Origin of the sequence: Streptomyces sp. NPDC086023 (assembly GCF_044540325.1) — a bacterium.
Taxonomy (GTDB): domain Bacteria; phylum Actinomycetota; class Actinomycetes; order Streptomycetales; family Streptomycetaceae; genus Streptomyces.
In genome coordinates, this window is record NZ_JBITRX010000014.1 from 92251 (window position 1) to 112644 (window position 20394).

Sequence of the window (20394 nt, forward strand, 5' to 3'; positions counted from 1 at the left end):
GCCGGCACGCAGGCCCGCCGCCCGGCCCCCGACCGGCCCCCCGAGCCCGGTCGCGGTCCGGGCGGCGGCATACTGGCTGCCCGTGATCGAGACCCTCGGCCGTCTGGCCGCCGTCGGGCCGTACTTCACCGCGGGCCTCGGAGCGCCCCCGGCCGGGTACCGCCCGCTCACCGAGCTGTACGGGCCCGCGCTCGACGGATACGTCGCCGAGACCGCCCGCCGCATGGGCACCGCCCGCACCCGGGTCGCCGCCTCCACCGCCCACCTCGGCATCGCCTCGCGCCTGTGGTCCCTCGCCCTGGGCTGCGCCGCCCTCGACGGCCGGGTCCCCGACCTGGCCCCCGACCGGGTGCTCTGGCACCTCCCGGCCGGCGGCTCCCTCACGCTCTGGCTGCCCGATCCCGAGGCCCGCCCCGAACCGGGTGCGCAGGGCCTGGCCGCCTCCGTGCTGGAGGGCAACCTCCCCGTCCTGGACGCCCGCCTGCGCGCCGGCTCCGGGCTCTCCGACCGGATCCTGCGCGGCAACTCCGCCTCGGCGCTGGTGGGTGCCCTCCGCGTGCTGGAGAACCGGGCGCCCGGCACCCCGTACTCCCCGGCCGCCCTGGCCTCGGAACTCCTCGACCGCGCCGGCCCCCTGGCGGACACGGCCCACACCTGGATCCACGAACCGGGCCTGGGCACGGCCTTCGTGCGCAACAGTTGCTGCCTCTACTACCAGGTCCCGGGCGGCGGCCTCTGCGGCGACTGCGTGCTCCGCACCCGCCCGGCCGCCGGTGGCCCGAGGACCTGAGCCGCCGGGGCAACCGCCTGCTCGACACGCAGACCGTCATGGACGTGGAGGCCGAGTACGGCCCGTTCGCGGCCGTGGCCTCAGCGCTGAACGACCGGCGGTCCCGCTGCCGCCCACGGTGCCACCCAGTCACCGCGCCGGGGAGATCGCGCAGGTCGTGGTCGCGTGGGCGTACAGCCTGCCGTCCGCCACGCCCACCACGCGGGCCTCGGCCGTGCCGATCGTGCGGCCCACGTGGACGGCGGTACCGGTGGCGCGCAGCTTGCGGGTGGCAGCGGTGACCGGGCGGATCATGTGCACGTTGAGCTGCGCCGTCGTGTACGCCGTACCCGCGGGCAGCCGGGACAGCACCGCGCAGCCCAGGGCCGAGTCCAGCAGGGTGGCGAGGTAGCCGCCGTGCACGGTGCCCATCGGGTTGTAGAGGTGCTCGCCGGTCTCGCCCTCGAACACCGCGGTGCCCGGCTCGACGCCGATCAGCGCGAAGCCCAGCGTCCGGCCCATCGGCGGCTGCGGCACGCGCCCCTCGACCATCGCACGCAGGAAGTCCAGGCCGCTCGGGCCGGCGCCGCCCGGCCCGCCGCTGTCGTCGCTCATGTCCCGAGCCTAGGCGTACGCACGTTCCTCCGCGCACCCGGACGCGCCGCGCACCCCGGCGCGGCGCCCGCAACGGCCCGGGGAACGACCGACTCCGCCCGGGCCGGACCGCAAGGTTCCGGCCCCCCATACCGGTTTTCGGCATGTTCCGATGGAATTTGCCAGAACTCCCCAACCCGGCGCCGACGTTGAGTAGCGTCTGTGTCGCCGCCCGTACGCGACCGTCCTACGCGCACGGCGGCTGGGAGGGGAGCCCGAGTGCCCGGAATCGATGAGTGTCTGCTCGAAGTGATGGCCGTGCCTGGTGCCCGCGGGGCCGCGCTGGTCGACTGGAGCAGCGGTCTCGCACTGGGCACGATAGGCGACTCGCCGGTCGGCGACCATGAAACCACCGCGGCCGAGACCGCGGAACTCGCCCGCGCGGCCGCCGAGTACGAGTCCTTCTCGGCCATCGGTGTACCGCCCCCCGTCCTCTCCGGCCGGCACAGTGCCAGACCCGCGCCGCCGGAGCTCCCGCCCGGCCCGCCCGACGGGGAGCCGCCGGTCGAGGACGTGATCGTCACCACCCGCACCGGCTACCACGTGCTCCGCTTCGTCGAGACGAGCTTCGACAGCAGCGTCTTCATCCACCTCTGGCTGGACCGCTCCTCGGGCAACCTCGCCCTCGCCCGGATCCGGCTCCGCGACCTCGCCGGGCGGCTGGTGCTGGGATGAGCGCACACGCGGCGGCCACCCCGGTGTCCCCGATGCTCCAACGACTCGCCGACGAACGCGCCACCGGCGCGCTCCTCCGCGACCACGGCACCCTCTTCCTGGAGGACGGCCGGATCGTGCACGCCGAGAGCCCCGCCACCCCCGGGATCGACGTACTGCTCACGGCCGGCGGCCGACTGCCTCCCGAGGGCTGGCAGGAGGCCGTCGACCGGGCCGGTCCGCGCCGCGAGGTCGGCCGGTTCCTGGTCGAGAGCGGCCGGGTCGGCGACGGCGAGCTCGAGATCTGCCACCTCGGCGCCGTCTTCGACGCGGCCTTCTTCGCCCTCGCCCCCGCCAGCGGGCCGACCCGCTTCCGGCGAGGCGCCACTCACTGGATCGGCTCCGTGCGCTCGGTCTCCGCCGCCGCCGTGGAGCGCGAGACCGTCCGGCGCAGGGAACTCCTCGACACCGTCTGGCCCTACCCCGTGCTCGACACCGCCCCCGTGGTGCCCCGGGCAGCCGCGCCGGGACAGACCGTCACCCCGCGCCAGCGCGCCCTGTTGCGCGCGGCCGACGGGGTCCGCACACCGGCGGCCCTCGCCTGGAAGCTGGGCCGTCCCGCCTTCCACACCCTCCTGGAGGTACGCCGGCTCGCCGCCACGGGCCTGGTCGAGACCCCCCAGGACCCCATGCCCCCACCTCCTTCGCCCCTCCCCGGATGGGTAACGCAGGTCGCCTCCCCGGACATCGCCCTGCTCCGTCGGCTCCGTGACGCCCTGGAGGCAACCCTGTGACCACCTCTTCGCTCGGCACCACCCGCCGCTCCGCTCCGGGAAGGCCGTCATGAGGCTCCCGATGCGTCAGCGCGCCGAGAGGAGACAGCATGAAAGGAGACAGCTGATGACGGCAGAGCCCGAGGTGCTCGGTGAACTCAGGCGACTGCGAGCCCGGTTGCCCCAGCTGACCGGCGCCCTCGCGGCCAGCGTCGACGGCCTCGTCCTCGCCCAGGAGACCTCCACCATCGAGGCCGAGGGCGTGGCGGCGCTCACCGCCGCCGCGCTCGGCGTCGCACAGCGCCTCACGGACGCCACCGGCCAGGGCGACTTCCGCGAACTGCTGGTGCGCGGCGCGGACGGGTACGTCGCCACGTACGCCGCAGGCGGCTCCGCCGTGCTGACCCTGCTCGCGGAACCCCGTATCAACGTCGGCCGCCTCCACCTGGAGGCCCGCCGCTCAAGCGCCCGCATAGGCGAGCTGGTCGACAGCGCCCTCACGCGCCGCGACCCCTGACCCCACCTCCGTACGACACACCAACCGGACAGCGCAGTCCGCCCGACGGGACCCGGAATCCACCGGGCCCGCCACGGGCACGGTCAAGAAAAGGAAGTACGACAGCCATGGCATCCACCGAAGCCGCCCTCAAAGAAGCCACCACCCTCATCGACGGCGCCATCGGCGCCGCGCTCGTCGACTACACCAGCGGCATGGCCCTGGGCATGATCGGCGGGGGCAAGGAGCTCGACCTCAACGTCGCCGCGGCGGGCAACACCGACGTGGTCCGCGCCAAGGTCCGCACCATGGAGATGCTGGGCCTCAAGGACGAGATCGAGGACATCCTGATCACGCTCGGCAGCCAGTACCACCTCATCCGCCTGCTCCGGGCCCGCGGCAACGACGGCCTCTTCCTCTACCTGGCGCTGGACAAGCAGCGGGCCAACCTCGCGATGGCCCGCCACCAGCTCCGGAAGATCGAGAACGAGCTGGACGTCTGACCAGGCCCCGCGGAGACGGGAACACGACACGGCCGCCGGGCCCGTGACGGTCACCGTCACGGGCCCGGCGGCCGTGCGGGTCGGGTCCTCCGGATCGGCCCGCGCCCGCGGCGTCGGCTCAGCGCGCGCCGAACACCTGTGTCCAGTACGGGCCCCCGCCGGAGTGGATGCCCACGCCGATCTCCTTGAAGGAGCAGTTGAGGATGTTGGCGCGGTGGCCGGAGCTGTTCATCCACGCGTCCATCACGTCCGCCGCGGTCCGCTGGCCCATCGCGATGTTCTCGCCGTACGTCGACCAGCGGTAGCCCACCGCCGTGACGCGCTCGCCCGGCCCGTCCCCGTCCGGGTTGGTGTGGTCGAAGAAGTTGCGGGCCGCCATGTCGTCCGAGTGGCCCTCCGCCGCCTGCGTCAGCAGCGAGTTCGCCGTCAGCGGCCCGCAGCCCGCCTTGGACCGCTCCGCGTTCACCAGTCTGATCACCTGCTGCGCGGTGCTCCCGCCGGTGCCCGTGCCGCCCGAGCCGCCACCGCCGGTCCGGGTCGGCCGGGGCGCCGGGGCCGTGGTCTTGCGGGTCGGGGCCTTCGTGGGCGTGGGCTTCGCCGTGGTGGGGCTGGGGGACGGCTTCGCGCTGGGGCTCTTCGACACCGAGGCGCTCGGCGAGGGCGAGGCGGACGGAGAGGCGGAGGCCGACGGGGAGGCGGAGGAGGACGGCGGGCTCGCCGGCAGCGCGGCGGCGCGCGTGGCGTCCGCCCGGCCGGCCTCGTCGCCGTCGTACGGCGCGGTCACGAAGTAGAAGGCGCCGCCGCCGAGCGCCGCCACCGCGACACCGGCCGCCACGGCGGTACGGCGCCGCCCGCGGGCCCGGCGGCGGCGGGCGGCCCGGCCGGGGCCCGCGCCCTCGTGGTGGACCGACGACAGCGGACGGGACGCGCCCGCCGGAGTGAGGGACGTGGTGCCCGAGGCCGCAGCGGCGGCGCCGGCGGACCAGCCGACCGCCTCCTGGACCTGCGCGGCCAGCAGCGCCGACGGGGGCACCAGCAGCAGACCGGCGAGCAGCCCCTCGGCGGGCATCAGGCCGTGCCACAGGCCCGCGCAGTGCGCGCAGGACCGGGCGTGCCTGGCTATTCGCTTGCGCCACAGCGCCGACGGCCGGCCGTCCCAGACGCCCGTCTCGGCGCGCAGCTGCGGGCACAGCGGGTTCGCGCCGAGGGCCCGTACGACCACCCGCGCCGCGTCCAGCTGCGCCTTCATCCGCTGCACCCGTACGGCGGTGTGCTGCGGGGACAGGCCCAGCGCGGCGGCCACCTCCTGGCGGGTGAGCTCGCCCGCGCACTCCAGCCACCACAGGGAGAGCAGGGCGCTGTCCTCCGGCTCCATCCACCGGGTGGCCTCGGCGGTCTCCCGGCGCTGCCCGGACAGGTTCAGGCGTACGACGGTGAGGTCGACGAAGTCGGCCCCGGGGTCGGCCAGGTGCCGCACGTCGTCCAGCGGTCCGCTGCCGTATCCGGTCTGCTGCGCGTGCCAGTGACTGCGGAGCACGTTCATCGCGATGGCCACGAGCCAGGAGCGGAAGCTGTCGGGGGAGCGCAGGGTGCCGAGCCCGTCCAGGGCCTTCAGCATGGTCTCCTGCACCACGTCGTCCACGTCGTGGTGGCCGTTCATGGCACGGCCGACGATGTTGTAGACCAACGGCAGGTAGGCGGCGATCAGCTGGTCCTGCGCCTGCAGGTCACCACTCTGTGCCGCTCTGACCAGATCTGTGCCGTGCTGTCCGCTCATGTTCGGAATCACCCTGCCTGTCCCCTGCTGCTGTCGATGCCCAACACCTGGGAGACCGCAGGGCATCCGCCCGATAACGAAAACCGCCGGAACTTTCCCGCCCGGTTTCCGGGACGGGTGCCCGGCGTCCGAACGGGCGGCCGACACGCTACCCCGGTTTCCGGGTGCCCACAGCCCCGGACCCCTCGTTGCCGAGGGGTCCGGGGGGTCCCGTGGGGGGATTCGGGGGGTTCTGCCCGCGTGACGTCCGCCACTCGGGCCGGGGGCGATGGCGCCGCCCGTCACCCACCGGGGCGCGGTACGGCCGCCCCGCCGCTCAGGCCTTGACCGGCTGCGCCTCGGGCGGGGTGCCGGGGGCGGGTACGGCCGCCTCCGGGGCGGGGCCGTGCCCGTCGTCGAGCAGGGTGGTCTCGTCGAAGGGCAGCCGGCCCGCCAGCACCTCGGCGGCCCGTCCCCGGTCGAACTCCTTCGTCCAGGTGCCGATCAGCACGGTGGCCACCGCGTTGCCCGCGAAGTTCGTCAGGGCCCGCGCCTCGCTCATGAACCGGTCGATGCCCACGATCAGGCCCACGCCGTCCACCAGATCCGGCCGGTGCGACTGCAGGCCGCCGGCCAGGGTGGCCAGGCCGGCGCCCGTCACGCCCGCCGCGCCCTTCGAGGCGATCACCATGAAGACCAGCAGCGAGACCTGCTCGCCGATCGAGAGCGGGTCGCCCATGGCCTCCGCGACGAACAGCGAGGCCATCGTCAGGTAGATCGCGGTGCCGTCGAGGTTGAAGGAGTACCCCGTGGGCACCGTGATGCCGGTGACCGGCTTGGAGACGCCCAGGTGCTCCATCTTGGCGATCAGCCGCGGCAGGGCCGACTCCGAGGAGGAGGTGGAGAGGATCAGCAGGAACTCCCGGCCCAGGTACTTCAGCAGCGCGAACACGCTGATCCCGGTGCACACCCGCAGCAGCGTGCCCAGCACCAGGAAGACGAAGAGCAGGCAGGTCGTGTAGAAGCCGATCATGATCACGGCGAGGGACTTGAGCGCGTCCATGCCGGTGGCGCCGACCACGGCGGCGATCGCGCCGAACGCGCCGACCGGAGCCGCCCACATGATCATCGCCAGCACCCGGAAGACCAGCCGCTGTACGTGTCCGATCCCGCGCAGCACCGGCTCGCCCGCGGCGCCCATGGCCTGGAGCGCGAACCCGCACAGCAGGGCCACCAGCAGGGTCTGCAGCACCTCGCCGCCGGTGAACGCGGAGACCAGGGTGGTCGGGATGATGCCGAGCAGGAACTCGGTGGTGCTCTCCGCGCCGCCGTTCTTCGCCTGCTCCTCGCCGGCGTGCCGCACCGCCTCGGTCAGGTGCAGCCCGCTGCCCGGCTCCAGCAGGTTGCCGACGAGCAGGCCGATGGCCAGCGCCACGGTCGACATGACCATGAAGTAGCCGAGCGCCAGACCGCCGACGGCGCCCACCTTGGCCGCCTTGCGCACCGAGCCCACCCCGAGCACGATCGTGCAGAAGATGATCGGCGAGATCATCATCTTGATCAGGTTCACGAATCCGGTGCCGAGCGGCTTGAGCTCGACGGCCACCCCCGGGGCGGCGAAGCCCACGGCGATGCCGAGCACCACCGCGGCGATCACCGCGAGGTAGAGGTAGTGCGTTCTGTCCCGGCGCCGGCTGCTGTCCCGCTCGAGTACGGTCACGAAAGTCTCCTGAAGTCGCGCATCTGTCCCGGACCCGGCCCGCCGCCCACGCGGCTCACGTTCCGGCGGGGGGGTCCCGGCGACTATCCACCAGCCCTGTGACCGCGGTCACCCTTCCGTTCATTTCGTTCACCGGCCGGTGCAGACTGACGCGCATGCTCCGCATCCCCCGCCCGCGCAGCCTGGCCGGCCAGCTCTTCGCCGTGCAGGCCGTGCTGATCGCCGTCGTGGTGACCGGGTGCGCCTTCCTCGCGTACGCCAACGCCCGCGCCCGCGCCGAGGAGTCCGCCGGGCTCCAGGCGCGCGCCGTGGCCCGCTCGGTGGCGGACGCCCCCTCGGTGCGCGAAGCCGTTCGCGGCGCCGACCCGTCGGCGGCCCTCCAGCCGTACGCCGAGCAGGTCCGCGTCGACTCCGGCGTCGACTTCGTCACGATCATGGATCCGGCCGGGGTGCGCTGGACGCACCGCGACCCCCGCCGGATCGGCGAGCGCTTCCTCGGCAACACCGGGCCCGCGCTGCGCGGGCGGACCTTCAGCGAGACGTACACCGGCACGCTCGGCCCCTCCATCCGGGTGGTCACCCCGATCCGCGACGGCGGACGGATCACCGGCCTGGTCGCCGCCGGCATCACGGTGGAGTCGATCGGCGACCGGGTGGCCGGCGAGGTCGCCGCCCTCGCCTGGGTGGCGGCCGGCGCCCTCGTCCTGGGCGCCCTCGGCACCTACGTGATCAACGCCCGGCTGCGCCGTCACACCCACGGCATGAACGCGGCGGAGCTGAGCCGGGTGTACGACTACCACCAGGCCACCCTGCACGCGGTCCGCGAGGGCCTGGTGATGCTCGACGGGCAGCGCCGGGTCCTGCTGGTCAACGACGGGGCTCGGGAGCTGCTCGGGGTGCACGACGCCGACGTGCTGGGGCGCAACGTGGCGGAACTCGGCCTGCCCGCACCGCTGACCGGCGCCCTGCTGGCCGCCGAGCCCCGGCTCGACGAGGTGCACCTGACCGCCGAGCGGGTTCTGGTGGTCAGCACCGCGCCGGTCGCCGGCGGCGGGCGCCGGGGCACCGTGGCCACCCTGCGCGACCACACCGAACTCCAGTCCCTGGCCGGGGAGCTGGACCACGAGCGGGGCTTCACCCAGGCGCTCCGCTCCCAGGCGCACGAGGCCGCGAACCGGCTGCACACGGTGGTCTCCCTGATCGAACTCGGGCGCACGGAGGAGGCGGTGGAGTTCGCCACCGCGGAACTGGAACTGGCCCAGGCCCTCACCGACCAGGTGGTCGCCGCGGTCGACGAGCCGGTGCTGGCGGCCCTGCTGCTCGGCAAGGCGGCCCAGGCGCACGAGCGGGGCGTGGAACTGGTGGTGGCCCCCGAGTCGCGGATCGGCGCCCCGGGCGCCCTGCCCGTACGGGACCTGGTGACGGTCCTGGGCAACCTGGTCGACAACGCGGTGGACGCCGTGACCGGCACCCCCGGGGCGCGGGTCACGGTCACGGCCGGCACCGACGCGGAGCCGGGCACGCTGGTGCTGCGGGTGGCGGACAACGGGCCCGGCCTCCCGCCCGGCGCCGAGGTGTTCCGGCGCGGCTGGTCGGAGAAGGGGCCCGGCCGCGGCCTGGGCCTCGCGCTGGTCGAGCAGGCCGTGCGCCGCCACGGCGGCAGCGTGACCGCCGCGCACACCGCGTCCGGCGGCGCCGAGTTCACCGCCCGGCTGCCCCTCCCCGACGGCGCCGGCCTCCGGACGGGGGCCGGCGGATGACCCCTGCGGACCCGGTACGGGTGCTGGTGGTCGAGGACGACCCGGTGGCCGCCGACGCCCACGCCCTGTACGTGGGCCGGGTCCCCGGCTTCGAGGTCGCCGGTGTCTGCCACACCGCCGCGGCGGCCCGCCGCGAGCTGGCGCGCACCCGGGCCGACCTGCTCCTGCTCGATCTCTACCTGCCGGACGGGCACGGCCTGCGGCTGGCCCGGGCGGTGCGGGCCGCCGGGCATCCGGTGGACGTGATCGTGGTGACCTCGGCGCGCGACCTGGCGGTGGTGCGGGAGAGCGTCTCGCTGGGCGTCGTGCAGTACGTACTGAAGCCCTTCGCCTTCCCCACCCTGCGGGACCGGCTGCTGCGGTACGCCGAGTTCCGCGCCGCGGCCGGCGAGGCGAGCGGCCAGGACGAGGTGGACCGGGCCCTGTCCGCCCTCCGCGCCCCGCAGCCGGCCGCCCTGCCCAAGGGGCTCAGCGCCCCCACCCTCGACCGGGTGACCTCGATCCTGCGGGACTCCGAGGCGGGCCTGACCGCCGCCGCCCTCGCCGGGACCGCCGGCATCTCCCGGATCACCGCCCGCCGCTACCTGGAGTACCTGGTCGACTCCGGGCGGGCCGGCCGCAGCCCCCAGTACGGCCAGGTGGGCCGCCCGGAACTGCACTACCGCTGGCTGCCCGAGTCCCGCTGAACCGGCGCGGCGCGGTCTTGGGGGCCCGCCCCCACGGGCCGCGTGGCGCCCCGGCCGCCCGGCCTCCCGTGTGACGGCGCCGGGCAGGGGTAGCGTTGGCAGTAGCAACCCGACAGCGCCGGATGGGGGTGACAGTCGTGCCGACGTCGAGCGAGGACGTCTTCGGTGCGCCCTGCTGGGTCAGCCTCACCGCGCGTGACCTGGAGGCGGCCCAGCACTTCTACGGAGCGGTCCTGGGGTGGCACTTCCGCCCAGGCCGCCTCGGGGACGCCTTCAGCGTGGCCTTCGTGAACGGGGCGCCCGTCGCGGGCATCGGGGCGCTTGCCGACAGCTTCGCGGTGTCGGTGGCCTGGATCCCGTACTTCGCCGTGGCCGACGCGGACGCGACGGCCGCAAAGATTCGCGAGCGCAGCGCCACCGTCGCCGTGGGGCCGCTCTCCTTCGGCCTGGGCCGCGCGGCCCTCGCCGCCGACCGGGACGGCGCCATCTTCGGCATCTGGCAGGGCCGGGTGATCAGGGACTGGGCCGTCGGCCGCAGCCGCGCCCCGGCCTGCCTGGAGCTGTACACGCGGGACGCCTTCGCCGCGGCGATCTTCTACGCCGAGGTCCTCGACTGGGCCAGCGGCCGCGAGGGCTGCTGCGAGGTCTCGTACGAGAGCGACCACGTGGTGCTGCGCCACGGCACGGGGACGGTGGCCCGGATCCGCGGCGGCGCCGTCGACGAGGCACCGGACCCGCAGGTCAGGCCGCGCTGGCACGTGCACTTCCGGGTGCCGGACCTGTCGCGGGCCATCGACACCGCCACGCTCCTCGGCGGCACCGCGGTCACGCCCGTGCGCGCCGACGGCACCCACAACTGGATCACGCTGCGGGACCCCGAGGGCGCGCTGTTCACGGTCACCGCCCCGCTCCCCGCGGACCTGGCCGGGGCGCCGGTGGCGGCCGCGGGTGCCGGCAGCCCGGCCGGCCCGCTGGACTGACGCAGGCGGGCCCCGCGACCCGCACTCCGCCCGCCGTCCGCGGCACGCGCCTGCGCGGGTCTGCGCCGGCCTCGCGGACGACGGGTTCCGCGCCCCCGTGGCGTACGAGATGACGCTGCTGGTGAACCGGTTCTGTGAGCACCTGGGTGCTCGCCGCGGAGCGGGCGTGGCTCACCGGCCGCGACATCGACCTGGTCCACCGGGAGAGCCGGGTGCCCGGCGCCGGATTCGTCCGGGAGACCTACGCCATCGGGCTCCCGGGCCAGGGCTGATCGCGCCACTTCCCGGCCCGTCGGGGTGGCGCTCGCGCCCAAGATCCAGATGCTGGGCACATGGAGTTCCCCGTGCGCCCGCTCCGGGCCCAGACCGTCCCCGACCTTCCCGGCGGCCCGGGATGGTGGTACGAGCCGGAGTTCGACGGGCAGCGCACCCTGCTCTTCCGGGACGCGGGCACGGTACGGCTGCACACCGGGAGCGGCCGGACGGTCACGGCCCTCTGGCCCGACCTGGTGCACGCCGCCACCCGGCTGCCGCCCGGCACCGTCGTCGACGGCGTGGCGGTCATCTGGCGCGACGGCTGCCTGGACCCCGCCGCCGTGCACGCGCGGGCCGGGGCGAGCCCCGTGCGGGCCCGCGAGCTGGCCAGGGCGCTGCCCGCCTCGTACGCCGTCTTCGACCTGCTGGCCCACCCGGTCCACGGCGACGTGCGGGCCCTGGGCTACGCCGAGCGCCGGGGGCTGCTGCTGGACGTCCTCGGAGAGCCGGTGCCCCCCGTCCAGCCGGTGCCCGCCACGGACGACCACGAGACCGCGCTCATCTGGTACGAGGCGCTGCGCGACCAGGGCATCGAGGGCGTTCTCGCCAAACCGGAGGACTCCCCGTACCGGCCCGGCACGGCGGACTGGCGGTGCCTGCGGCACTCCGAGAGCGCCGAGCTGCCGGTGGTGGGCTACACCGGGGCGGCCTCGCTGCCCAAGGCGCTGGCCGTCGAGCTGCCCGACGGGCGGCGGGTGCTGACCGAGCCGCTCGGCGCGGGCCCGGCGGCCCAGGCCGCGCCGCTCCTGACCGCCGCGGGTGCCGGGGAGCGGCACCTTACCGGGGACGGCCAGGCGTACGCCGGGACGGCACCCGGGCTGGTGGCGCTGGCACGCACCGGCACGGCCCTGCACGCGGCGGTGCGGGTGGTGGCCGTCTGGCGGGTGCCCGGGTCCGGGGAGCCCGGGAGCGGGGGAGCGGCGTAACCTGGAAGTGGACTCGGGGGCCGTTCGTCCCGCCGGGAGGCGGTAGGCCATGGCTGGAATCCTTCAGAGGAACTTCGACTCCCCCGACGAGACCCGCCCGTTCGAGGAGAGCAGCGGCAGGCTCGACGTCATCAACACCCCCAAGGGGCCCGTCGGACGGGCGGTCTTCGAACCCGGCTGGCGGTGGTCGAAGCACATCAAGCCCATTGCGGGGACGGAGAGTTGCCAGTCCGCGCACACCGGATACGTCGTGAGCGGGCGCATGAAGGTCGTCATGGACGACGGCGAGTCGACGGAGTACGGCGCCGGGGACTTCATGATCGTCGACCCGGGCCACGACGCCTGGGTGCTGGGCGACGAGCCCTGCGTGGCCGTCGACTGGACGGGCTTCGGCGAGTACGCCAAGCGTGCCTGATGCCCTGATGCCCTGATGCCCTGACGCCCTGACGCGCGTCCGGGGACGAGGCCGTGCCGCCGCCGAACGCGCCGGTCCCGGACGGCTGTCGGGCCGTCCGGGACCGGTGGGTGAAGCGGGTCCGGCTGGTGTGGCCTAGAAGGTCAGGTTCCAGGCGTCGATCCTGCCGACGTCCTGGCTGGCGACGTCCTGCACGCGCAGCTTCCACGTCCCGTTGGCCACCTCGGACGAGGCGTTGACCGTGTAGGTCTTCAGCACGTTGTCGGTGCCGTCGTTGTTGGCGAAGTCCTCCAGCAGGTAGACCGAGCCGTCCGGGGCCACCAGCGAGATCACCAGGTCACCGCGGTAGGTGTGCTTGACGTCCACGCCGACCTTCAGCGTGGCCGGGGCGTTGCCCGTCACGCCGGAGACCGTGAGGGGGCTCTCCACCGTCGCGTTGTCGTTGACGGCGACGTCGGTGGTGGTCTCGAAGAACTTGCCGGGCGGCGGGGTCGCGCCGACGGCCTTCAGGGCGTCGGTCTGGCCCTCGCCGAAGAAGCCGTTCTTCGCGGTGGTGCCGGTGCAGCGGCTGTCGGACGGGCAGGCCGTGTCGTTGGCCTGGGTCGCCAGCGCGTTGCGCAGGTCCGCGGGGGTGTACGTCGGGTTGACGCTGGCGAGCAGCGCGGCCACGCCCGCGACGTGCGGCGAGGCCATCGACGTACCGTTCTTGCTGCCGTACTTGCCGCCCGGCAGGGTCGAGTACACGCCGGACGAGCCGTCGCCGCCCGGGGCGGCGATGTCGATGACGTCGCGGCCGAAGTTCGAGTACGAGGCCTTGACGTTGCCCTGGCCCATCGCCGCGACCGTCACGACGCCCGGCAGCTCGGTCGGGATGTCGAGGCAGGCGTTGGTGATGGTGCGGGTGACCGGCGTCGAGTCGTTCGGGCTCGCGGTGTCCGTGGTCTTGTTGGCCAGGTCGATGTTCGAGTTGCCGGCCGCCGCGACCTGGAGCGAACCCTTGCCCTCGGCGTAGGCCTGGGCGCGCCTGACGCCCTCGATGATGGCCGCCTGGTCCAGGTTGTCCGGGCAGTTGAACTGCCACGGGTCGGTGTAGTAGCTGTTGTTGGTGACCTTGAAGCCGTGGTCGCCCGCCCACATGAAGCCGCAGATGGTGTTCTCGGCGAAGAAGAGGGTCGAGCCCGGCTCCGCGATGCGCACCGAGGAGATCTTCACGCCCGGCGCGACGCCGATGACGCCCTTGCCGTTCTTGGCGGCGGCGATGGTGCCGGCCACGTGCGTGCCGTGGGTGTCCACGTCACGCCAGGCGCCGGTCCGGGCGTCGGCCTTGCCGTAGGCGCAGGAGGCCGAGTCCGCAGCGTTGAAGTTGGGCGCGATGTCCTGGTGCAGGTCGTCCACACCGGTGTCGAGCACGCCGACCTTGACCGAGGCCGAGCCGGTGGTCACGGCCCAGGCCTGGTCGGCCTTGATCTGGGTCATGTCCCAGCGGTTCGACTCCGTCAGGGTGGTCGGCGTCTGGGAGGGCGCGGTCGGGATGGCCGGGTTGTACGCGTCGGCCGGGACGTCAGAGGTACGGGTCGCACCCACCTGCTGGACGCCGGAGACCGAGCGCATGGCCGAGGCGAACGTCGACGAGGTCGAGTGCGCCACGATGACGCCGATGGCGTCGTAGGAGGCGAAGACCGAACCGCCGTTGTTCGCGACGGCGGTCCGGACGGCCGTGGTGTCACCCGGCGTCGTGATGACCAGGTAGGCACGGGTGCCCGCGGCCCAGCCGGCGACGGCCGCCGTCGCCGCGGTGCGGGCGGAAGAGGTGGGCGTTGCCTGTGCGCGCGGAGTGTCCGACGTGGGTGCTGCGTTGGCGATCCCCGAGGGGGTCACGAACACGGCGGCGGCACTGAGCGCGGCGACCGCGACCGCGGTGCGGCGCAGTCGTCGGGATATGTGGGGAGTCAATGCGTCCTCCGAGGGTCCGATGGGGCTGGTGGCGCCATCGGGCCAGGTGAATAAAGGGGTGGACGCAAGATGTCACGTACATGCCCAGTAAGGGAAGAGCCTTGTTTTCCCGCCGCGTTCAGGCCAAAGTTGATCGATTACGAGGCCCCCGCGCCGCCGTTTCTCCCGCCACCGCCCCGGAGGCCCGCGGAACGGCACGCCGCCGCACGGTCAGGCGGCGGGCTCCAGCAGCCGTTCGCGCAGCCGCCCGAGCAGCTTCTCGTCCACGCCCAGGTGGCCGGTGGCGTACGCGTGGACCGAGCCGTACGTCGCCGCCAGGTCGGCCAGGAAAAGCCGGATCACCTGCTCCGGCGCCCGCCCGTAGCCCGGCCAGCGCATCTCCCGGTCCGGGTTGGCCGCGTGCCAGTCGGCCAGCAGCCGCTCCGTGGCCAGTTCGGTGAGCGCGAAGTCGGCCGCCACCGTGTCCTCGTCGACGCCGAGCAGGATCAGCACCAGCGCCGCCAGCAGGCCGGTGCGGTCCTTCCCGGACGCGCAGTGGAACACCTGAGCGTCCTCGCCCTCCGCGATGACCTCCAGCGCGTCGCGCAGCTCGGCCGCACCGTCCAGGGCCACCTCGGCGTACCGGTCCGCCAGGTAGCGCCACGGGTCCAGCTCGGGGTCGATCTCCGCCTGGTCGTACGGCCGGTGCTCGATGCTCAGGTTCACGTACGCCAGACCCTCGGCCTCCGGCACCCGGCCGCGGGACGCGATCTCCCAGGGGTAGCGCAGGTCGATCACGGTACGGATGCCCAGCTCGCGGAACCGCTCCCAGTCCGCGCCGGCCAGCTTGCCCAGGGAGTCGGCCCGGTACAGCCGCCCCCAGCGGACGGTCCGCCCGTCGGCGGTGCGGTAGCCGCCCAGGTCGCGGAAGTTGTGCAGTCGTTCGAACTCCAGGTGTCTCGTCACGGGCCACACCCTAAGCACGGAATACGATCTTCCGGCCGATCGTGACGCGTCCCACGTGACCGGGGCGGCCGCGGGACGGAGTGGTGCCGGCCGCCATGGCGCGGCCCGGCAGTGTGGGCCCCGCGCACATGGAGGGTCCCCGGAGCCGCGCCTAGATTCCCGGTCATGACGAACGCACCGCACCCCGCGCCCCCGCCGCTGTCCGGCCGCACCGCGCTGGTCACCGGAGGCGGCGGCGGCATCGGCCGGGCCTGCGCCCACGCGCTCGCCGCCGCCGGCGCCGCCGTCCACGTGACCGACCTCGACGCCGACGCGGCCAAGGCGGTCGCCGACGCCGTCGGCGGCACGGCGCACGCGGCCGATCTGGCCGACCCGGCCGCCGTCGAGGGGCTCCCGGCAGAGGTCGACATCCTGGTCAACAACGCGGGCCTGCAGCACGTCGCGCCGCTGCACGCCTTCCCGCCCGAGCGCTTCGCCCGCATCCAGCAGGTCATGGTCACCGCGCCGTTCCTGCTGATGCGCCACACCCTGCCGCACATGTACGCGCGCGGTTGGGGCCGGGTGGTGAACATCTCCAGCGTCCACGGGCTGCGCGCCAGCGCGTACAAGTCGGCGTACGTCGCCGCCAAGCACGCACTCGAAGGACTGAGCAAGGTCCTCGCCGTCGAGGCCGCGCCGCACGGCGTGACCAGCAACTGCGTCAGCCCCGGCTACGTCCGCACCCCGCTCGTCGAGGGCCAGCTGCGCGACCAGGCCGCCGCCCACGGGCTGCCCGAGGAGGAGGTGCTCGCGGAGGTGATGCTGGCCCGCTCCCCGTTGAAGCGGCTCATCGAGCCCGAGGAGGTGGCCGCCGCCGTCCTCTGGCTCTGCGGCCCCCACACCGGCCACGTCAACGGCACCTCCCTCGCCCTGGACGGCGGCTGGACGGCCACCTGACCGGCCCGGCCGGGCCGCGCCCCGGGGCCCGGATCGTGAACCGATCTGCGCCGGCCCGAGGAGGTGGAGCGGCTCCACGAGACCGTGGCCGGCGACGGCCGCCCGCTCGTCGTCGCCGTGCTGAACGGAAGACCAGGGCCCAGGGCCTGGCCGACAAGGTGCTGCCGGACGCGGTCAAGGCCGAGAGCCACCGGAAGCTGGCGGAGCCGGGCTCCGGCGACGGGTGACGAGCCGCCGGGCCGGCGGTTGAACGCACGGCCGCGGACGTACCGTTGCGACGGTTGAACGCACCGGCCGGGGCGGCGGACGACCCTCCGTCGCCCCGGCCGTCGCGTGCTTTCAGCGGGCCGGGGTCCTCGCGCGGTCCCGGTCCTAGGGGGTGTTGCGAAAGTCCTGTGTGGTGCCCGCGGTGTCCGGTGCGGCGAGAGTGCGTGCCGGGCGCCGTGGGCGCCGTGCGGGACTTTCGCAACACCCCCTAGTCCTTGCCGCGGCCGGTCATCATGTCGCGCAGGCGGTCGACCAGGCCGATCCCCGGCGCGAGGATCTTGTTGGCCGGGGGCTTGTCGGGGGTGGAGGGGTGCGGCCGGGTCGGGGCCGTCTTCTTGGCCTGGCGGGCCTTGTCGCCGAGCTCGTCCAGGAAGTCGTCCGGGCACTGGCTCCGGAGCCTGGGGAAGAGGTTGGACTCCTCGTCGGCGATGTGTTCCCGCACCTCCGTCATCATCCGGCGCACCAGGTGGTCGAACTCGGGGTCGTCCGCCTCGCAGCCCTCCAGCTGCTTCATCAGCCGCTCGGCGGTGGCGTGGTCCTCCAGCTCGCGGTCGGCCAGGCCGTCGCCGTCCGGGACGTGCTTGCGCACGGCCGGGTAGAGGTACGCCTCCTCGGCGACCGAGTGGCGCACCAGCTCCATCGTCGCCTGGTCCGCGAGGTGCTTGCGGCGTTCGTCGCCGGACGGCAGTTCCTCGATCTTCGCGAAGAACTCCTCGACTTCCCGGTGGTCGGCGATGAGCTCTTCGATGATGTTGCCGCCGTGTCCCATGGCACTGTCTCCTGTCGGTACGGGGCAGCCTTGCTGCGGTCACTGGCGCGGCTTCCCCCTTCCCCTCCGGATAAAGTGGAAATCTGCAGAATTTCGAGCCCGGGACGGCCACGATGCCTGCGGAACTGCCCCTCTCCCCGCTGATCGCCGCCACCACCCAGTGGCTGACCAGCGCCTTCCCCTCCGCCCGCGGGGCCTTCCAGCGGAGTCTCGCCGAGGCCCAGGCGCGCCAGGCGGTGACGGTCGCCGCGTGGCTGCGGTACCCCAGCGAGTTCGATGTCCAGTTGGTCGCGCTGACGGGTCCGGGGGGCGCCGCGAAGCTCGACTGGATCACCGGCGCCGACGCACACGCCCACGACAACGGCCGCGAGGCCTGGCGTACCTGGGTCGACGAGGTGGTGGCCAGCTGGGCCGCCTGCCTGCTCAGCACGCCCGGCCTCGCCGAGGCCGCCGTCCTGACCGTCTCGGGCTCGGCGCACTCCGGCCCGGTGCCGGCCGACTTCCGCCGCCTGGCCCGGCCGGGGGAGGACGACCGCCGGGCGGCCGCCCTCCTGCGCCACCCGGACCTGCTGGCCCCCATCGCGGACCTGCACCGGGCGGAGCTGGTGGACCTGCTGGGCGGCCCGGAGGCCTGAGCGCCGGTCCCGCCCCGGCGCCCGCCCGGCCGGCGACCGGTTCAGCCGGAGGCCGGCACCACGGCGGGAGAGGCTGCGCCCGGTACGAGGACGCGGGGCCTGCCGGTGCCGTCCGCCGGGACGGACCAGACGTCGTTGGTGCCGTCGCCGCGCTGGAGGGCGTACGCGACGGTGGCGTCGTCGAGCCACGCCGCCTGGTCGTCCACAGTCCGGGTCTCCGCCAGCTCCGTGCGGCGCAGGGTCGCGAGGTCGAGGACGGACAGGCGCCAGCCCTTGGCGGGGTCGGCGCCGACGGCCTGCTTGAAGGCCACCCGCCGGCCGTCGGGCGACAGCGACGGGCACTCCACGTTGTCCGCGAGGGAGCGCAGGGTCCTGGCCGCGAGGTCCCCCTCCACCAGCGACCGGGTGCCGCCGCTGGACACGGTCGCGTAGAAGCGGTTGCCGCCGGGGGCGAACGTGACGCCCCAGACGTTGATGTCCGCGGCCCGGTACCGGCGTCCCTGCCGGAAGACGGCGAAGTCCTCCAGGGAGGACTCCAGCCGCCCCGTCCGCGTGTCGAGGATCCCGGTCCTGGTCGAGAAGCCGCCGCCGGCGTACGAGTCGCCGCCCACGAACGTCGTCCAGGCGACCAGCCGTCCGTCGGGCGAGACCCGGGTGCGGTTGGGCAGGCCGGTCAGAGAGACCGTGCGGCGGGTGCGCAGGTCCTCGTCGAGGACCAGCAGTTTCGGCGCGCTGAGGGCGCCCGCGGGGGTGAGGCAGGCGGTGGTGCCGCCGGCCGTGTACGCGCGGTCGCAGCGCAGCTCCGTGACGGTGCGCGGGCCGGAGGGGTCGGCCAGGGAGACCGTGGACAGCAGCCCGTTGCTGAGGACCCGCAGCCCCGCGCCGGGCTGCCGGGACGCGCCCGCGGGGGCTCCGGCGGCGGCGCCGGTGGGTGAGCCGGCCGCCGCGTGCTGGCGGGCGAGCACGACGCTGGTGGCCGCCAGGGCCGCCAGTACGACGGCGGCGGCCACGGTGACCAGGATCCGGGCGCGCCGGGTGAGGCCGTTCATGAAGCGGAACCGGTCCTTTCGTCCGTGGTGCGGGCCTCCGGGACCCCGGTGCGGACATCGGGGGCCGCGGTGGGGGAATCGGGGGCGTCGGTCCGGGGACCGGGGGAGCCCGGGAAGGCCCGGGAGCCGAGGAGGAACGCCGTGAGCACGCCGGTGACGACCACGGCGACGGCGGCGCCGTGGCTCGCGGCCGCGCTGCCCCACGTCTGCCACGCCAGGCCGAACAGCACCGAGGAACCGAGGTACGCCAGCGCCTGGCCGCTCTGCACCAGTGCGATGCCGGTGGTCCGCAGGCGCTCCGGCAGGACCGGGCCGGCCAGCGCCATCAGGACGCCCTCCGTCGCGGCGTAGAAGAGCCCGTACAGGAAGAGGACGGTGACGACGAGCGCCGGGCCGCCCAGCGGGCCGTGCAGCAGCAGGTAGACCGAGGCCAGTACGCCGTAACCGCCGAGCAGCACCGGGAGCCGCCCGACCCGGTCGGCCAGCACGCCGAGCGGGGCCGCCAGGAGCAGGTACGACAGGCTCGTGCCGACGGCGAGCAGCGGGAACCAGCCGATGGACAGCGACTCGCGCCGCTGGAGCAGCAGGTAGACGAAGCCGTCGCCGACCGTGGCCAGTCCGAGGAGGCACGCGGCGCACGCCAGGCGCCGCACCGGGGCCTCGCGCAGCAGCCGTCCGACGGCGCGCGGCGAGACGGCACCCGCCGGCGGGCGCGGCTGCCGGCGGTCCCGTACGAAGAGGACGAGGACCAGCACGCCGAGTGCCGCCACGCAGAAGCTGGTCACGAAGACGGCGTCGAAGGACTGGCCGGCGGCCGTGAGCACGCCCAGCGCCGCGAGCGGCCCGAGGAAGGCGCCGAAACTGTCCATCGCGCGGTGCACCCCGAAGGCGCGGCCCAGCGCGTGGCCGGGGGCGGAGAGGGTGATCAGGGCGTCGCGGGGAGCGGTGCGCAGCCCCTTGCCCGCCCGGTCGGCGGCCAGCACGAGGCCGAGTGCCGGCACGGAGCCGCCCGCCGCCAGCAGCCCGAGCCTGGCGGCGGCCGACAGCCCGTACCCCGCTCCGGCGACGGCCTTGCGCCGGCTGACACGGTCGGCCACGTAGCCGCCGACGACCCTGAGCAGCGCCGTGGCCCCGGTGTTGAGGCCGTCGAGGAGGCCGTACGCCGCGGGGCTGAGCCCCAGCCCGAGGACGAGGTACAGCGGCAGGACGGCGGTGACCATCTCGGCGGAGACGTCGGTGATCAGGCTGACGCTGCCGAGGGCGACGACGTTGCCGCCGACCACCTTCCACCGGCCGCGGCGGCCCGGTCCCGGGGCGTCGGACGGCAGTTCCGTCCTGCCGATCGTGGAGAGATACACGGGGGTTGCGACCTCCGGGTGCGGGGGCGGATGCCGCCCGCCCCGCAGGGGAGCGGGTGGGCGCGGGCGGCATCC

At 74.5% G+C, this 20394-nt stretch carries 21 protein-coding genes; 13 read left to right on the top strand and 8 right to left on the bottom strand.

Annotation, left to right across the window (positions count from 1 at the left end; translation table 11 throughout):
* The first annotated feature begins 76 nt into the window (after positions 1-76).
* Positions 77-790 (top strand): (2Fe-2S)-binding protein, encoded by a 714-nt coding sequence (locus ACIF6F_RS25875; RefSeq protein ID WP_399951374.1) that lies wholly within the window; start codon positions 77-79, stop codon positions 788-790.
* Positions 791-919: 129 nt separating this feature from the next.
* On the opposite strand, the gene ACIF6F_RS25880 is transcribed toward ACIF6F_RS25875, so the two are convergent.
* On the bottom strand, positions 920-1384 hold the full coding sequence (locus tag ACIF6F_RS25880; protein ID WP_399951061.1) for a PaaI family thioesterase: 465 nt from the start codon (positions 1382-1384) through the stop codon (positions 920-922).
* A gap of 258 nt (positions 1385-1642) precedes the next feature.
* Here ACIF6F_RS25880 and ACIF6F_RS25885 point away from each other — a divergent pair, with 258 nt between their 5' ends.
* The 4 genes from ACIF6F_RS25885 (at position 1643) to ACIF6F_RS25900 (ending at position 3849) form a co-directional block, all read left to right on the top strand.
* Positions 1643-2098 carry a hypothetical protein gene (locus ACIF6F_RS25885; protein ID WP_399951064.1) on the top strand — a complete coding sequence of 152 codons (456 nt, stop codon included), beginning with the start codon at positions 1643-1645 and terminating at the stop codon, positions 2096-2098.
* Positions 2095-2871, top strand: a complete 777-nt coding sequence (locus ACIF6F_RS25890) for a transcriptional regulator (protein WP_399951066.1) — start codon at positions 2095-2097, stop codon at positions 2869-2871. Before ACIF6F_RS25885 ends, ACIF6F_RS25890 begins: the two co-directional genes overlap by 4 nt.
* A 106-nt stretch (positions 2872-2977) precedes the next feature.
* Entirely contained in the window at positions 2978-3367 is a 390-nt protein-coding gene (locus tag ACIF6F_RS25895) for a roadblock/LC7 domain-containing protein (RefSeq protein WP_399951069.1), read from the top strand.
* Positions 3368-3474: 107 nt separating this feature from the next.
* Entirely contained in the window at positions 3475-3849 is a 375-nt protein-coding gene (locus tag ACIF6F_RS25900) for a hypothetical protein (protein ID WP_399951072.1), read from the top strand.
* A gap of 118 nt (positions 3850-3967) precedes the next feature.
* Here ACIF6F_RS25900 and ACIF6F_RS25905 read toward each other — a convergent pair whose 3' ends face one another.
* Positions 3968-5626 carry a sigma-70 family RNA polymerase sigma factor gene (locus ACIF6F_RS25905; RefSeq protein ID WP_399951075.1) on the bottom strand — a complete coding sequence of 553 codons (1659 nt, stop codon included), beginning with the start codon at positions 5624-5626 and terminating at the stop codon, positions 3968-3970.
* A gap of 316 nt (positions 5627-5942) precedes the next feature.
* Positions 5943-7325 (bottom strand): cation:dicarboxylate symporter family transporter, encoded by a 1383-nt coding sequence (locus tag ACIF6F_RS25910; RefSeq protein WP_399951078.1) that lies wholly within the window; start codon positions 7323-7325, stop codon positions 5943-5945.
* 155 nt (positions 7326-7480) lie between these two features.
* On the opposite strand from ACIF6F_RS25910, the gene ACIF6F_RS25915 reads away from it, so the two are divergent.
* The 6 genes from ACIF6F_RS25915 to ACIF6F_RS25940 all read left to right on the top strand — a co-directional run bounded on the left by ACIF6F_RS25915 (position 7481) and on the right by ACIF6F_RS25940 (position 12407).
* Entirely contained in the window at positions 7481-9085 is a 1605-nt protein-coding gene (locus ACIF6F_RS25915; protein ID WP_399951081.1) for an ATP-binding protein, read from the top strand.
* Entirely contained in the window at positions 9082-9771 is a 690-nt protein-coding gene (locus ACIF6F_RS25920; RefSeq protein WP_399951084.1) for a response regulator, read from the top strand. Before ACIF6F_RS25915 ends, ACIF6F_RS25920 begins: the two co-directional genes overlap by 4 nt.
* 122 nt (positions 9772-9893) lie before the next feature.
* Entirely contained in the window at positions 9894-10751 is an 858-nt protein-coding gene (locus ACIF6F_RS25925; RefSeq protein ID WP_399951087.1) for a VOC family protein, read from the top strand.
* Positions 10752-10885: 134 nt separating this feature from the next.
* The gene (locus tag ACIF6F_RS25930; RefSeq protein ID WP_399951090.1) at positions 10886-11023 is read left to right on the top strand and encodes a hypothetical protein; all 138 of its coding nucleotides are present in this window, start codon (positions 10886-10888) and stop codon (positions 11021-11023) included.
* A 60-nt stretch (positions 11024-11083) separates the two neighbouring features.
* Complete coding sequence (locus tag ACIF6F_RS25935) at positions 11084-11992, top strand: hypothetical protein (protein ID WP_399951092.1); 909 nt, start codon at positions 11084-11086, stop codon at positions 11990-11992.
* A gap of 49 nt (positions 11993-12041) precedes the next feature.
* Complete coding sequence (locus ACIF6F_RS25940; RefSeq protein WP_399951095.1) at positions 12042-12407, top strand: cupin domain-containing protein; 366 nt, start codon at positions 12042-12044, stop codon at positions 12405-12407.
* A gap of 135 nt (positions 12408-12542) precedes the next feature.
* Here ACIF6F_RS25940 and ACIF6F_RS25945 read toward each other — a convergent pair whose 3' ends face one another.
* Together ACIF6F_RS25945 and ACIF6F_RS25950 are read right to left on the bottom strand one after the other, a co-directional pair.
* Positions 12543-14360, bottom strand: coding sequence for a S8 family peptidase (locus tag ACIF6F_RS25945; protein ID WP_399951098.1), 1818 nt, complete (start codon positions 14358-14360; stop codon positions 12543-12545).
* Positions 14361-14570: 210 nt separating this feature from the next.
* Positions 14571-15305, bottom strand: coding sequence for a tyrosine-protein phosphatase (locus tag ACIF6F_RS25950; protein WP_399951101.1), 735 nt, complete (start codon positions 15303-15305; stop codon positions 14571-14573).
* A 165-nt stretch (positions 15306-15470) separates the two neighbouring features.
* On the opposite strand from ACIF6F_RS25950, the gene ACIF6F_RS25955 reads away from it, so the two are divergent.
* A complete protein-coding gene (locus ACIF6F_RS25955) occupies positions 15471-16241 on the top strand; it encodes a 3-hydroxybutyrate dehydrogenase (RefSeq protein WP_399951104.1) in 771 nt (256 codons plus the stop codon).
* A gap of 475 nt (positions 16242-16716) precedes the next feature.
* Here ACIF6F_RS25955 and ACIF6F_RS25960 read toward each other — a convergent pair whose 3' ends face one another.
* Positions 16717-17277 (bottom strand): hemerythrin domain-containing protein, encoded by a 561-nt coding sequence (locus ACIF6F_RS25960; protein WP_399951107.1) that lies wholly within the window; start codon positions 17275-17277, stop codon positions 16717-16719.
* 113 nt (positions 17278-17390) lie between these two features.
* Here ACIF6F_RS25960 and ACIF6F_RS25965 point away from each other — a divergent pair, with 113 nt between their 5' ends.
* On the top strand, positions 17391-17912 hold the full coding sequence (locus ACIF6F_RS25965; protein WP_399951110.1) for a hypothetical protein: 522 nt from the start codon (positions 17391-17393) through the stop codon (positions 17910-17912).
* Positions 17913-17953: 41 nt separating this feature from the next.
* Here the strand turns inward: ACIF6F_RS25965 and ACIF6F_RS25970 are convergent, their stop codons facing one another.
* Together ACIF6F_RS25970 and ACIF6F_RS25975 are read right to left on the bottom strand one after the other, a co-directional pair.
* On the bottom strand, positions 17954-18961 hold the full coding sequence (locus ACIF6F_RS25970) for a hypothetical protein (RefSeq protein ID WP_399951112.1): 1008 nt from the start codon (positions 18959-18961) through the stop codon (positions 17954-17956).
* Positions 18958-20319, bottom strand: coding sequence for an MFS transporter (locus tag ACIF6F_RS25975; protein ID WP_399951115.1), 1362 nt, complete (start codon positions 20317-20319; stop codon positions 18958-18960). Before ACIF6F_RS25975 ends, ACIF6F_RS25970 begins: the two co-directional genes overlap by 4 nt.
* Positions 20320-20394 lie beyond the last annotated feature (75 nt).